The sequence below is a fragment of the Mesorhizobium sp. P2_C5_2 genome, from assembly GCF_056404535.1.
On record NZ_JBFUDV010000006.1, the window covers coordinates 82,647 to 95,757 of the forward strand.

The following is a 13,111-nucleotide window of genomic DNA, read 5'->3' on the forward strand; positions in this document are numbered from 1 at the left end:
TCGATTTCGCACCACCGATGTGCGCGTTTCCGCACTCAAAGCCTGACCCCAGCAGACTTACTTCCAAGCTCTCGGGGGTTCTTCCCGAACGACCAAAAGCAGAGCCTGAAAGGAAAAGTCATGGGAAAGCTAGACGGCAAGGTTGCAGTCATCACGGGTGGATCGAGCGGCATGGCGCTGGCGAGCGCCAAGCGGTTCGTTGAAGAAGGCGCCTATGTTTTCATCACGGGTCGAAGGCAGGAGGCGCTCGACGAGGCCGTCAAGCTGATCGGCCGGAACGTGACCGGCGTGCGCGGCGACGCGTCCAATCTCGACGACCTCGATCGCCTGTTCGACACGGTCAAGCGGGAAAAGGGCAAGATCGATGTCCTGTACGCGAGCGCCGGCACGGGCGAAGCCGTCCCACTGGGCGAGATTACCGAGCAGCATTTCGATGCGGCCTTCGGCCTGAATACGCGCGGCACGCTGTTTACGGTTCAGAAGGCGTTGCCGCTGTTCAACGATGGCGGATCGATCTTCATGACCGGGTCAGTTGCTTCGATCAAAGGTTTTCCTGGTTACAGCGTCTATGCGGCCAGCAAGGCGGCGTTGCACGCATTCGCACGCGGGTGGCTCAACGAACTGAAGGGTAGGAATATCCGGGTGAACGTACTGCACCCAGGGCCGATCGCCACACCGATGCAGGACCAAGTTCTCACCGAAGAGGCGAAGCAGATGTTCGAATCCCTGATCCCGCGGGGAAAGATGGGGCGTCCTGAGGAAATTGCGGCGGCCGCGCTGTTTCTTGCTTCCGACGATTCGAGCTTCGTGAATGGGGTGGAGTTGTCTGTCGACGGCGGCTTCTCGGCCATCTGAACGGCCGGGGAATCAATATCAACACGGATCGGAGAAGTATTATGAGCTATGCGATTGTAGGATTCGGTAAGATAGGCCAGGCCCTCGCCCACGCCTTCGCCCGTAAAAATATCGACGTGACCGTCGCGAGCCGCCGGCCGCCGGAGGCGTTGGCGCCGCAGGCTCGGGCGATTGGACCTACAGTCGTCGCCAAGTCGCTGCGGGAAGCACTCGAGGCCGACACGATCATCTTGGCGGTCCCTTTCGGGGAGCATCGCGAGGTTGCGACGGCTCTGCCGAGCTGGGAAGGCAAGACGGTCATCGACGCGACGAACGCGTTTCCTGTCCCTGAAGAACTGGACGGCCTCCCGTCCTCCGCCTTCGTTGCGAAGTCGTTCACCGGCGCCAAGTTCGTGAAAGGCTTCAATCACTTGATTGCAGCCACCCTGGCTGCCGATCCGATCGTCGAGGGCGGGCACCGGGTCGTCTTTCTGTCGAGCGACGACGAGGATGCGATCGCTCCCGTGGCGGCCTTGGCCAAACAACTCGGGTTCGCACCCGTCAAGCTGGGAAAGCTCAACGAGGGTGGCGCGCTGGTGCACGCACGCGGCCGCACTTGGGGCCAGCTCATCTTCCAGGATTTGTTCAAGAAGGAGCAGTAATCGATCTACGACCGTGTAATCGACGCCGAGAACTGGTCGCGCGCTAACTTCTTCGAGCAGCGCGCGACCGAATATTTGAAAGCCACAAAGTCGCGAATGTCGAGGTGGGCCTGACGGCGCAAAGCGGCCATGGGCGATGGACGTTCGGAGGTGTGCGATCGCCCCCGCCGAGGAGCTGCATCATACCTCGACCACGGGGGTCTTGTCCGCGCAATGGCTAGCCCTCTTCCAGCCCTGCGATGCGCAAGCCCTCGAGGATCGCTGCCATGCGCGATGGATCGTATTCCGGCAGTCCTGCCCTGATGCTCGCGATGGTAACGTCGGGCGCGAGTGTCCGAAATTTTGCCAGGTAGCGACGTGCTTCATCCATTCGGCCGAGCTGTGCATTTGCCGCGATCAGCATCCAGTAAGTCGGGTCGAGGCCTGCGTTCAACGCCATTGACCGCTCCGCGGCTTTCAGCGCTTCGACATAGTTGCCACGCGCCATGTGCACATGAGCAATCGTGGTCATGGGCCACGGCGCAGTAGGGTCGCCCGGGCTCATGAGGATCGCGCGCCGGCTATGGGTGAGTGCGTCCTCCAGATCCCCGCAATGGAGTTCGGCAATGCCTGCGACCATCAGCGCAAACTGGCTGTTGGGGTTCGCCTCGACGGCATTGGCGACGATCTGCATGCCTCGGTCGTACTCCCGCATGGTCACCAGCGTCAGCCCGCATTGCGCAAGCACGGTCGCATCGCCCCGCGGATCGGCAAGGGCGCGGCGCACCAGATCGAGACAAGCGGACCGGTCGTCGCCGGTAAGCTCGGGCCAGCCCATGGCAATGCGGAACTCGAGGGCAAAACAGGCACCGATGAGGAACGCCGCGTAGTGCGGTTCGAGCGCGACTGCCTGCATGAATAGCTCAAAGGCCTCGGCGTTGTCCTCGGGCCGCGCGCTGTACGTCTTCGACAGCGCTCTCAGGTAGAGATCGTAAGCATCGAGGCTTTCCGGGCGTTGCCTGCGGGAGCGTTCGATTTCGGCCTGTCGGATCTGCGGCTCGATGACGCCGATAACGCTTTCGGCAATGCGGTCCTGCACGTCGAACACGTCTGCGACGACACCATCAAACCTATCGGCCCAAAGATGCGCCCCGGCTATCGTCTCGATGAGCTGTGCAGTGATGCGCAGCCGCTCGCCGGAGCGTCGCACGCTGCCTTCGAGCACGTAGCGGACTCCGAGCTCCCTGGCGACCTGCCGCACGTCGATGGCCTTGCCCTTGTAGACGAAGCTCGAATTGCGGGCGATAACCGCAAACGACTTGAAGCGGCTGAGCGCGGTGATGATGTCCTCAACTATGCCGTCGGCAAAGTAGTCCTGCTCCGGGTCGCCGCTCATGTTCTGGAACGGCAGTACCGCAAGCGCCGGCCTGTCGGGCAGGCGCTCTGTCGGACGCGATGGGCCGAGCTGCTTTGCACCATCCGGGCTCCAACGATAGGCGCGGATAGGCCGGGCTATGTTCTTCAGCGCCTGCTCGCCCATATCTTCAAAGCGCAGGCCGCCGATCTTTCCCGCGGCATCTTCCTGCACGCGTGCGGAAACGCAGATCCCGCCCGGCTCCGCGATCCCCTCAAGACGGGCGGCGATGTTGACCCCCTCGCCGAAGACGTCGCCGTCCTGTTCGATGATGTCGCCGACATTGATGCCGATCCGGAATTCGAGCCGTTCGTCGGCTGCAACGGCGGCATTGCGTTCTGCCATACCGGCCTGCACCTCGACAGCGCAGCGCACCGCATCGACGACACTGGCGAAATCCGCCAACAGCCCGTCGCCCGTCGTTTTGACGATCCTGCCGCGATGCCTGGCAACACAGGGATCGACGTGCTCACGGCGATGGCTGTTCAAGCGGTCGAGGGTACCTTCCTCGTCGGCGCCCATCAGCCGACTGTACCCGGCGACGTCAGCCGCAAGGATCGCCGAGAGCTTGCGCTCGACGCGGCCGATTTCCATCCGAGTCCCCTCCAAGGCCTCGGGATCATATGCGCCCAGATCAACCGATCCAAGGCCGCTCTTCCGGTTCTTTGGGGGTCGCGCCAACCATGCCCACCAGAATGTCGGCTTGTGGCGGTCAACTCCAGACAATGCACCTGTCGCGCCGCGTCCGCTCTTGCTTTCCGGAGGCCGAAAGCTGCTGGTCCGCTGTCGGCCACTTTCGGACGTTCAACCGCATGAACGAAAGTACCGTCGGCGCGTAAACAACACTCCAAGGCGGCTTTCTCTCACAATTTCAAAGTGCTAGCCGAGAGAAGGTACCGTCAAGACTGGAATGCGGGTGACGGTACTTTTCTCGCGAGCATGACTCCGCGCGAAAAAATACCGCCGAAAGTACCGTCAGATTGACCCGCTGCTTTATGTCCGACACGGCCCTGGTTTGCAGAAATTCATACAAATCAGTAACTTAGGAAGCCGATGACTTGAGTTGATGATGCGAGGTCAATGGTGAATAGAACAAGACGCAAATCGTTGTTTTTTCTGCGAAAAACTACGATGGAGCACTCCAGACTAATCCAACCCCTACTCCCACTCGATTGTTTAAATAGCATATAACCCGTTGAAATTACTGTCAAATATTTTCCGCAACCGCATAAAGTCCGACACCAGAACCGTCAAAAAGTTACGCTTTTGATTTTAAAAGGAAAATCGTCGCAAAAAATATTTTGAGATTTCACCAACTATCGAGACCAATCGGACGATTTTTGCACTTTTCGGGCTTTCGACGAGGCGTGTCTGCCGTCTCGAAAAGTACCGTCACCCGCTACAAATAGGGGCATTTTTCATCGCAAAATCAATGGTCATGGTGGGCCCGGAGGACATCAAGCTTCCCGTGGCGTTCCGCATGGTTCCGCCACACGGATAGGGATTTGACTTCTTCTACCCCCCGCGTCGCTCGATGACGATCGGCAAATCAAGACCCGCCTGCAATCGCAGACCTTGCTCAGTCCAGCGGCCGAACCTACGGCATAGCGGCGGCGAGCGACCGCTCGAAAGCATCGATCAGTGTATCGACCTGGGGTTTCGGTAATAATCAGCGGCGGGCAGAAGGCAATCGCATGGAGCGGGCGCCGATCAATCCGGCGCCCGCTCATATCTGAACTTCTGATATCCAGGAGGCAGGACGGGCCTATCTCTCCCGGAAGGCGCGCTGGAACGAATCCATCAGGGGCTTGGTCAGATAAGCCAGAAACGTTCGCTCGCCGGTTGAGATGAATGTTTCGACCGGCATACCTGGATAGATCTGCTCGGGCTTGATCTGCGGCGGCAACTTGTCGGCCATTTTAAGCCGTACGGTGAAGTAAGGCAGTCCCGTGCTGGGTGTGATCAGCCGGTCCGCCGAAATGTAGAATACCTTTCCGGGCACTTTCGGCGTCGTACGCGCGTTGAGCGCAGTGAACATCATATTTGCGTCCTGCCCCACCCGGATTGAGTCGATATCTTCGGGCTTTATCCTGGCCTCGACAATGAACTCGTTCGTGGTCGGCAGAAGCTCCATCACCACCTCCCCAGCACGGATGACGCTGCCTTGGGAATTGTAGAGCGATCTAACGATGATGCCGTCCACCGGCGCCCGGATGGTCGTCCGGTCCAGAACCGATCGACCAGCGTTGATTTGTTCCTCGAGATCCGCGACCTGTGCCTGGGCTTTGTTCAATTCCGTAACGGCGTCCTCGACCCGGCTGGTTGTGAGTCGCTCAATCTGCTGACGCGCTTCCACGGTCTGCGTCGCCGAGCTAGCGATCTGCGCTTCCAGAGACCCTGCCTGGCCTACCAACTCGGCGGTGCTACGCAGAAGATCGGTGTATTCCGAACGATTTGTGAGTCCTTTTTCCAGCAGGTCTTTTTTTCGCTCCGTCTCCCCGTTGACGATCGCAATTTGATTTTCCGCTGCCTTCTTTTGAGCCCTTAGCCCGACAATCGCGTCCTGGAGGGCCATTACCCTTTGCTTCAGAATCCCCTGTTCTGCGGCATAGCGCGCCAACCGAGCCTGAAATTCCTTATTTTGCTCTCCGAAGACATCGCTATATTCGGAAGCGTCTGAATAGGCTCCGAGATCGCTGGACAAGACAATTTTCTCGAGGCCGTCCCGCTCTGCCTCAAGCCGCGCAATGTCAGCTTTTTGGGCAACCCATTGCTTGAGAACGCGGTTGAGCTGGGACTGCGCTACCGTCGGATCGAGCACAATCAGGGCCTGGCCTCTTGAGACCTTGTCGCCCTCTCGGACCTTGATGCTGCTGACCACGCCTCCTTCGAGGTGCTGGATCATGACATTTTGCCCTGCTGCTGCTACCACGCCTGGCGCGATCGTAGCTCCTGCAATCGGTGCAGTGGCTGCCCAGAATCCGAAGCCGAGCAAGAAAAGGGCCACGCTTCCATACCCCGCCAGCGTGATCCGATCGGTGCGTGTATCGACGTCACGTTGCCAGCGATACGTATTGGCGCCCGTCTGGATGGTTTGGCTACGAACCGTCATTGGCGACCTTTATCTCCACGCGTGTAGGTAACGGGAAAAGGCACCACTCCTTCGTTGTCACGTGACTGGGAAGCTGCGGGCGATGTGGCTTGCCCCTGTCGCTCGGCAAGTTTGTCGAGCACGGCCTTGGTCGAACCATCGATCTCGACCTGGCCATTGCGCAGCATAAGTATGCGATCGCATTTGGCTGCGAGGGAAGGCCGGTGGGTGATGACAAGCACGGTCGTTTTTCGTGAACGTGCCTGGATGATCGCGCGCTCGAGCGCGGCTTCGCCATAGGTGTCAAGATTTGCATTGGGCTCATCGAGCACCAGGATCTTGGGATCGCCGTAAAAGGCGCGCGCAAGGCCGATGCGTTGACGCTCACCGCCTGAGAGGCGAACGCCAGCGGGCCCGATCACAGTCGAGTATCCGTTCCTCTGCCCCAGGATGAGCTCATGTACCTGCGCCTGTTGGGCCGCCCGGACTAACTTTTCGTCAGGTGCGTCCGGTTCAAAGCGCGCAATGTTCTGGGCGATTGTTCCTGGAAAGAGCTCCACATCCTGCGGAAGGTAGCCCATATGCCGGCCGAGCTGCTCGGGATCCCAGTTTCGAATATCGCCGCCATCGATGCGGATCGCGCCAGAACGGGGTTGAATGGCACCGACGATAAGGCGCGCCAGCGTCGATTTTCCGGCCTGGCTCGGGCCGACGATGGCGACGGTTTCTCCAGCGGGGACCTCGAAGGTTACCCGCTTTATGAGCGGCAGCGCGCCGTCGGCCGATCCAGGAAGATGATAAACTATCTGATCCGCGCTCAACGCTCCTTCAGGGACGGGCAATGCTATGCTTTCCTGCTTGTCCGGTTCGGATCGGGAAGCCGAAAGCCTCTTCCATGCAAGATTGGCGTCGGTGATCTGCCGCCAGCTTCCAACGATTTGATCAAGAGGTTGCAAAGCGCGCGCGGAAATCATCGAGGACGCAAATATCATCCCGGCGGTCATCTCGTTGTGCAGAACCAGATAAGCGCCGACGCCCAGTATCGCGATTTGCAGTACCGATCGCGTGGTGCGAGATACACCGCCATAAAATGCGTTGATGCGAGCGAGCCCATCGGAGGCGTGCAGCGAGCCGGAAAAACGGGCGCCCCAGAACTCAATCGCGTTGGACACCATGCCGAGTGCACGGACCGTTTCGAAGTTTCGCGCGAAGGCCTGCGCCGAATTCATTGAGGCACTGAGATTCTCCGCCGCCTCGTTGCCGGGCCGCGAACTCGCGACCTGATTCAGCACGGCAATGGACACCATGAGAACCGCTCCGATTACAGTTACAAGGAAGAGCAACGGGTGGATGAAATAGAGGAGGCCCACGAAGATCGGCCCGAAGGGAAGGTCGAAGAGAAAGAAAATGGTTCGTGAAGCGATGAACCCCCGCAGGGTGGCCAAGTCGCGTAAGGCCTGGACATCGCCGAGCCCAGCTCGGGGGCCGCTCATTGCGGCGAGAAAAGACGATGCACCAAACGCAACATCGAGCCGCGCGGCGAGCCGGCTCGCGTATATCCCGCGAACGACTTCGAGCACTCCGAAGAGCAAGAGCGACGAAAGCGCAAGTAAGGTCAGGTAGGTGAGAGTGTCCAGATTGGCTGCAGGCAAAACCCGATCATATACCTGCAGCATGTAGAGGGGCAGAATCAAAACCAGGGTGTTCATCACCGCGGAGAAGAGGCCCATTTCGACCACGCTTCTCGATAGCACCGTTCTGTTCGAATAATTGGGCATCCCGAACTGCCCTCGGACAAGCGATCATATTAGACAAGTTTTATATATCATGCGGGTTGGTCACGCTATCGGTTGCGCATCTTTTGATAGCCATGGTGAGACAGCCAGCGCAGCTGAGGCCTCACATCATGGTGAAGCCCCTGCGACTCTGCTGAAGATCACAAAGCATGAGCATCACGTTGCGATAGCACCCGTAGAGGAGCTGCGTTCACGTCAGTGCCACGGAGACAATGACGCTAGGGTGTTGAGGATCCCAACCGTCCTGTCCGGAGTTGCTCCCGCACTCGCCCGCGACACTTTTGCCTCCCTTGCCGGCTGAATCGAGCTCGCGCTACTTCTGGGGCGCATTGCTCCAAGCCGGCGTTCGGACATTCGAATTTCAGCCCACCATATACGATGTCTGGGCGAGCTCTGGTTCAGCCACAGGCGCGCCACGTACCCGGCAGCGACATGCGCCTTCATGCTGGGCTAGACCTGGAGGCCATGCGCCCCCTGTACGGCTTACTGCCCGCGCGCAACCAGCCAAACAGATGCTAGCCGGGTGAGTGGGCCGACGATCACGCCAGCCCAGGTGGTGGCGTGCTGTCGGCGGTCTTTGCATTCTTGGCGGATCATATTTTGGACTTCAGAGTAACCAAGTGGCGTCAGGATCCAGCTGTTAAGCTGGGACGATTTCCTCCACATTGGGTCCTTGTCGCCCGCGTAGCCAATCGGGATATTGAGGCGATCCGCCTTCCGGACTAGTCGCTGCGTTTTTATCTCCGCAATCTGTTCATAGTATAGCAGCGTTTCCCAATAATGTCGGTACTCCGCCTGTTCCCGCTCCCTAGGCGTGCAAGCATTTGCCAGGTCGACGTTATAGGCGTGGTCGAGTGCCCTAATGGTTCGCCGATATACCCCAACTTCCAACAACTCTTTGATTTGTAACGGTATCATACGGCTCCCCTGCCTGCGCAAAAAGGAACGCTACGACCTCATATGGCATTCAGTCCATTCCACCACTTGGATGAGCTCACAACGCAAAAGAACTAGGATGAAGTAAAATTCTCTGCATTTGAGCGGCGGCCTCCACACCTGTTGATTAACTCATGGACTTGCGCCGGCGTGATACCCGTTCTGATGGGCGAATTGCCCAAGCCCCGCTGCCGGAGATTCGGTCCAGATCACGAGGACGAAGATCCTGGCAACGGGGGGCTTCCCCTGCGCAATCAGCGGATGTAAGGGTATATTAGCAATTCGTTAAGTTCCTGTTGGAGTTTGCGTAAGGGGAGTTCGGTCATGAACTTCAGAGGCCTGATTAAGCGCGCTGAAGACGTAGACAAAGCAATTCAGGACCTGCAGACCGATTTGGCGGACGCGCTGGATGCAAGTCTCGACGCCGAAGAGCTGATGCCGCCCAAGAGCGACGATGTCCCGGAATCCGCGGCGAGATCTGGTGACGGGCCACCCCAAGCCGATGCGGCAAATGGCGATAGTGCGAAGAACGCGGACAGTGCGGGCGATGCAGACAGTTCCGAAGCGGCGCCACGCCTGACCGCCCATACCCAGACCCGACTGGCGGCATTGAGTGCGTTTGAAGGGCTCTTCCATGACGCCAGGAACTATCTGGAGGAAATCAACGACAAGCTGTCGGAGATCGGCACCTCACACCATTTGACGCGCGAATTCCTCAACATCCTCCACAACGACATTCTTCGCGCCAACGAGCTGGAGATTGCAAATGCCGGTCTGGCCGCCGAACAAAGGACGCTGTCGGAAAAGCTGCACGACGCGGTGAGAAAGCTGCGCGAGCGTGAAGGCGCATTCGAAGCGCTGCAACAGCGCGAGACAAGCCTGGTTCAGGACCGGGAGGCGCTTCGTGCAGCGCTTGCCGCGACAAGGCTGGAACTTGTGGAGACAGCCAATGCGAGCGCAAAACGCGAGGCGGAGTTCGGCGACATCGCCAAGCGGCTGACCGCCAGGACGGTCGAGGCCAACAGGCGCTTGCGCGAGAGCAAGATGCTGCGGGAAAAGCATGTCAGCCTGTCGATCGAGCTCGACAAGGCGCTGAAGCGGGAATCCCAGGCGCGCCACAGGCTCGACGAGCTCTCGACGATCCATGCCAGCGAAGCGGCGCGGCTTGCGGAGCTGCTGGCCGCGCTCGGCAAGAGCGAGAAAGAAGAGATACGGCTCCAGAAGGCATTTGAGGCCGCACAGGCGAAGCTGACGGAAACAACCGAAGCGGCCCGCATGATGGAAGGCGACAAGGAAGCCGAGCTGGCTCGCAGTCAGGCGGAAATGCGCGGGTTGGGATCGGAGATCCAGAATCTGCAATCGCGACTGGAGCAAACGTCGAACGAGAACAGCGAGGCCGCCAACGAGATCGCCAGACTCAAGGGCGAATTGAACGACACCCTGGCCGAAAAGAAAATCGCCGATGAAAGATTGTCCGCGCTCACCCAGGACAACGAAAACGACAAGATGAGTCTTTCGAAGGTGAACGCCAATCTTTCACAGCTTGCGCTGCAACAGGCATCCGAACAGATACAGTTCGACGTCCAGAGGCAGGAGTGCGAGGACCTCAAAGCCGAAATCGTGTCACTCAATGCCCGGATCAAGGAACTGCTGCCCTACGAGCGGCTCCATAAGGCCACCAGCGGTAGACCGCGCGAGGACGGGGTCGAGATAGCCGGGTTGATGGCGAAGAAAGCACGGACAACGGGCAGGCGGCGCATCCGCAGGAATGTCAGCGCCGCTTCGTAGCTCGCTTTCTCATTCCAGCGTGTCCGCGACGTCGCTTCGCACGCGCTCCAGAGGTGGCAAGGACGACAGCGCCACCGAGGCCGGCACCTCACCCGGAGAGTAAACCAATGGGGCACCGGCCAGGCGCGTCGACAGGTCCGCCGCGCAGCCAAAGTAGCGTGCGTCAGCACTGCAGGGCATTGGTGCGATCACGGAAGGTGCAAGCGACAATCCCCTGGTCTTCTGATTCGAACCCTTGCGGGAACCTTCAGCCGGCAGGCCGCAGACGCGTCCGGGACGCAATCGCGGGCCGGCCCGGATCCTTCTCAGTCGAACGGTTCGTGCTGGTAAAGCTCGTCCATGCTGAGCGATGCCAGGGCGCCGAAAGGTGCCTGCTTTTTCACCCGGCCGCCGCTCAGGATCACCACGTCGTCACAAAACGAGATGGTGCTGTGATGGTGGCTGATAACGTCAATGCCCCATGTGCTGATCCTGCAGGATGGTAAGGCGCAGAAGCAGCGCACAAAGTTCGTATCGCAAGAGCGCGTGTACATCCTTGGGCGGGGCGGGTCTCGCGGCGTCCTGCTGCATCCCGGCGATCGCCTGATTCACAGCGTCGAAATCGGCAGTGAACAAGGATAGGATTCGACGAGCCGTAAGGCTCCATTAGCGTGACGGCATCAGCAGCGGAATGTGACCGATGATCCGCGCCCAGCCATGACAGTCGCCGAACGATGGACCTGCCATGATATTCCATCGGCATGGCCTGCTCCGATTGAACGTGCGCGGAGACTGCGATCTCGACGCATGCTCGCGGAGCGGCGAACTTTCACAGTAGCGACGGGCGAGTTCCCCACGGCGCTTTGGCGTCAATTCGAAATGTAAGACGGATCAAATCCGGCTGTTTTGATAAGTCCCGCATGGTCGTGCAACTCGACCACACCATTGCGGAATGAAGCCAATCCGCTTTCCCGCAAATCCTTCAACACGCGACTTACATGCACAGCCGAAAGCCCCAAGGCGTCGGCCAGTTCGGCCTGCGTCAGCGGGCATTCAAAGCGGTCCGGATAGGTCGTTGCTGATCGATGTGCGCGGCAGGCCAGTTCAAGAAGAAAGTGAGCCGTGCGTTGCACAGGTCCCCTTCTACTGACTCCGGCCAGATGTTCCGTAACCCTGGAATACCGCCTTGCCTCAGCCAGCAGAATAGTCTCGCAAATGGCCTGCGGATAGCGCGATAAACAAGTACGGACAGTACCGATCAACTCGATCGCAGTCACATCGGAAAGAGCCGTTACCGTCTCGCCCCCTTCTCCGCTAAACTCAATCAAGGCAATTTCGCGAGGAAGCGCAAAATCGACGATGAGACGCGAGCCGTTCGGCAATGTCTTGACGAATGCGGCCCATCCCGCAGTCACTACCAGGATAAGGGATCTGGCCTGATGCGCGCGTGCAATCGTCGTGTTCGCTGGATAACGTCGGCGCACAGCTCCCGGCAGTACAGAGAACGCCTTTTCCCAACTCGCGTCAGCAAGCGTAGGTCCCCTCGCCAATCCAAAAGCCTGTTTTGAAAAGTTCATTTTGTCCTAATAGCCCCACCCCATGATCGCCCCTTCGATCAACATGGAACTGCAAACCATACACTGGACAAAAAGTTCCCTCTATCCTTTTAGCCGAATGGCGTCGCAGCCTACCACTGTTGGATACAGCCTTACCACTTTTGGGTGGATCCGTCGCACAAAACGACTTCCAGGGGGATCGCGCACTTTCGTCCCGCTCGCAGCGAGCGTGTGAACCATTGGGATGAAAGTCGACCAACGCTGGTCATCTCGATCGAAGCCGGCTCCTATATTCTAGCTGCCGGAATGGCCCCAGCTACTTGCCCTGGAACTTCCGCCGGCCACGGATCGCCGCTTTCGAACATCTTTTCTAGGCTGCACCCAGCGAACGTCACCGCTACTTTGATAGCAGCCCTATTTGACGCTTTTCTGAAAGTCCCTCGGGTATCGCGGGTCGAGCTGAATTCGGACTAGCCAATCCCACTCGCGGATCGGGAGCCTGCAATTCTTGCCAAGGCGGGCCGGCGATCACCCGGGTATCTCTTTCGAGACCCTGCGTTGCGCCAGCCGAAACGATTTGCTCCATTGGCTTGGCTGCCGACTTCCGGCGTCGCAGGGCACGTTTGGCGTTGTAAGTCTGCCATCTTTCTTCGGCCACCTCGAGGTCGTCGAGTGCCGATATGACCGATGCAAGGCGGTTTTCGATCTGGGCAAGTCGCTTCCGGGTGGAAAGCAAGGCAACCGAAACCAGCAAACTGTAGGCCAAAACGACAACGGCTGCTCCTGCGGGACTTTCGATGCCGAATACAATCAAGGCCCCGGCTCCAATAAAAAAGGCAAGGGCTCCGTAGACCAGCAACCGGCCCTTATTCAGAAGAAGCATCAACGGCCAGGTTGCAGACAGCATCAGAATGGACAACGGCCTGATGACCGCCCAATCTACAAGCCTCGGAACAACGTCACTGTAACTATCCATATCAACCTCACGCTGGACGAGGCCGGCCGCTTGCTCGGCGCCTGGGAGCGTAGGTTCTCCTGCGCGCCTGACCGTGGTCGGTGGTGGCGTTCTAGACCTC

At 59.0% G+C, this 13,111-nt stretch carries 10 protein-coding genes; 4 read left to right on the forward strand and 6 right to left on the reverse strand.

Annotation, left to right across the window (positions count from 1 at the left end):
- Window positions 1–120 precede the first annotated feature (120 nt).
- A complete protein-coding gene (locus AC1D1B_RS24125; protein ID WP_477335037.1) occupies window positions 121–855 on the forward strand; it encodes an SDR family NAD(P)-dependent oxidoreductase in 735 nt (244 codons plus the stop codon).
- Between the two features lie 41 nt (window positions 856–896).
- A complete protein-coding gene (locus tag AC1D1B_RS24130; protein WP_477335039.1) occupies window positions 897–1,496 on the forward strand; it encodes an NADPH-dependent F420 reductase in 600 nt (199 codons plus the stop codon).
- A gap of 217 nt (window positions 1,497–1,713) precedes the next feature.
- Here the strand turns inward: AC1D1B_RS24130 and AC1D1B_RS24135 are convergent, their stop codons facing one another.
- The 4 genes from AC1D1B_RS24135 to AC1D1B_RS24150 all read right to left on the reverse strand — a co-directional run bounded on the left by AC1D1B_RS24135 (window position 1,714) and on the right by AC1D1B_RS24150 (window position 8,694).
- Entirely contained in the window at window positions 1,714–3,483 is a 1,770-nt protein-coding gene (locus AC1D1B_RS24135) for an adenylate/guanylate cyclase domain-containing protein (protein ID WP_477335041.1), read from the reverse strand.
- A 1,171-nt stretch (window positions 3,484–4,654) separates the two neighbouring features.
- Entirely contained in the window at window positions 4,655–6,001 is a 1,347-nt protein-coding gene (locus tag AC1D1B_RS24140; protein WP_477335043.1) for an HlyD family type I secretion periplasmic adaptor subunit, read from the reverse strand.
- The gene (locus tag AC1D1B_RS24145; RefSeq protein WP_477335045.1) at window positions 5,998–7,758 is read right to left on the reverse strand and encodes a type I secretion system permease/ATPase; all 1,761 of its coding nucleotides are present in this window, start codon (window positions 7,756–7,758) and stop codon (window positions 5,998–6,000) included. The genes AC1D1B_RS24140 and AC1D1B_RS24145 overlap by 4 nt, the downstream gene beginning before the upstream one ends.
- Window positions 7,759–8,259: 501 nt before the next feature.
- A complete protein-coding gene (locus tag AC1D1B_RS24150; protein WP_477335047.1) occupies window positions 8,260–8,694 on the reverse strand; it encodes a hypothetical protein in 435 nt (144 codons plus the stop codon).
- A gap of 342 nt (window positions 8,695–9,036) precedes the next feature.
- Here AC1D1B_RS24150 and AC1D1B_RS24155 point away from each other — a divergent pair, with 342 nt between their 5' ends.
- Together AC1D1B_RS24155 and AC1D1B_RS24160 are read left to right on the forward strand one after the other, a co-directional pair.
- Window positions 9,037–10,500: a coiled-coil domain-containing protein gene (locus tag AC1D1B_RS24155; protein WP_477335049.1), complete on the forward strand. Its 1,464-nt coding sequence runs from the start codon at window positions 9,037–9,039 to the stop codon at window positions 10,498–10,500.
- A gap of 453 nt (window positions 10,501–10,953) precedes the next feature.
- Window positions 10,954–11,121, forward strand: a complete 168-nt coding sequence (locus AC1D1B_RS24160; protein ID WP_181060158.1) for a hypothetical protein — start codon at window positions 10,954–10,956, stop codon at window positions 11,119–11,121.
- A gap of 227 nt (window positions 11,122–11,348) precedes the next feature.
- Here the strand turns inward: AC1D1B_RS24160 and AC1D1B_RS24165 are convergent, their stop codons facing one another.
- Both AC1D1B_RS24165 and AC1D1B_RS24170 read right to left on the reverse strand, forming a co-directional pair.
- The gene (locus tag AC1D1B_RS24165; RefSeq protein WP_477335051.1) at window positions 11,349–12,056 is read right to left on the reverse strand and encodes a Crp/Fnr family transcriptional regulator; all 708 of its coding nucleotides are present in this window, start codon (window positions 12,054–12,056) and stop codon (window positions 11,349–11,351) included.
- Between the two features lie 376 nt (window positions 12,057–12,432).
- Complete coding sequence (locus AC1D1B_RS24170) at window positions 12,433–13,011, reverse strand: hypothetical protein (protein WP_477335053.1); 579 nt, start codon at window positions 13,009–13,011, stop codon at window positions 12,433–12,435.
- Between the last annotated feature and the right edge of the window lie 100 nt (window positions 13,012–13,111).

Coding starts and splice junctions, on each gene's coding strand:
- AC1D1B_RS24165 (WP_477335051.1), bottom strand. CDS start 12,056: ATGAACTTTTCAAAACAGGCTTTTGGATTGGCGAGGGGACCTACGCTT.
- AC1D1B_RS24145 (WP_477335045.1), bottom strand. CDS start 7,758: ATGCCCAATTATTCGAACAGAACGGTGCTATCGAGAAGCGTGGTCGAA.
- AC1D1B_RS24155 (WP_477335049.1), top strand. CDS start 9,037: ATGAACTTCAGAGGCCTGATTAAGCGCGCTGAAGACGTAGACAAAGCA.
- AC1D1B_RS24170 (WP_477335053.1), bottom strand. CDS start 13,011: ATGGATAGTTACAGTGACGTTGTTCCGAGGCTTGTAGATTGGGCGGTC.
- AC1D1B_RS24130 (WP_477335039.1), top strand. CDS start 897: ATGAGCTATGCGATTGTAGGATTCGGTAAGATAGGCCAGGCCCTCGCC.
- AC1D1B_RS24140 (WP_477335043.1), bottom strand. CDS start 6,001: ATGACGGTTCGTAGCCAAACCATCCAGACGGGCGCCAATACGTATCGC.
- AC1D1B_RS24125 (WP_477335037.1), top strand. CDS start 121: ATGGGAAAGCTAGACGGCAAGGTTGCAGTCATCACGGGTGGATCGAGC.
- AC1D1B_RS24135 (WP_477335041.1), bottom strand. CDS start 3,483: ATGGAAATCGGCCGCGTCGAGCGCAAGCTCTCGGCGATCCTTGCGGCT.
- AC1D1B_RS24150 (WP_477335047.1), bottom strand. CDS start 8,694: ATGATACCGTTACAAATCAAAGAGTTGTTGGAAGTTGGGGTATATCGG.
- AC1D1B_RS24160 (WP_181060158.1), top strand. CDS start 10,954: ATGCCCCATGTGCTGATCCTGCAGGATGGTAAGGCGCAGAAGCAGCGC.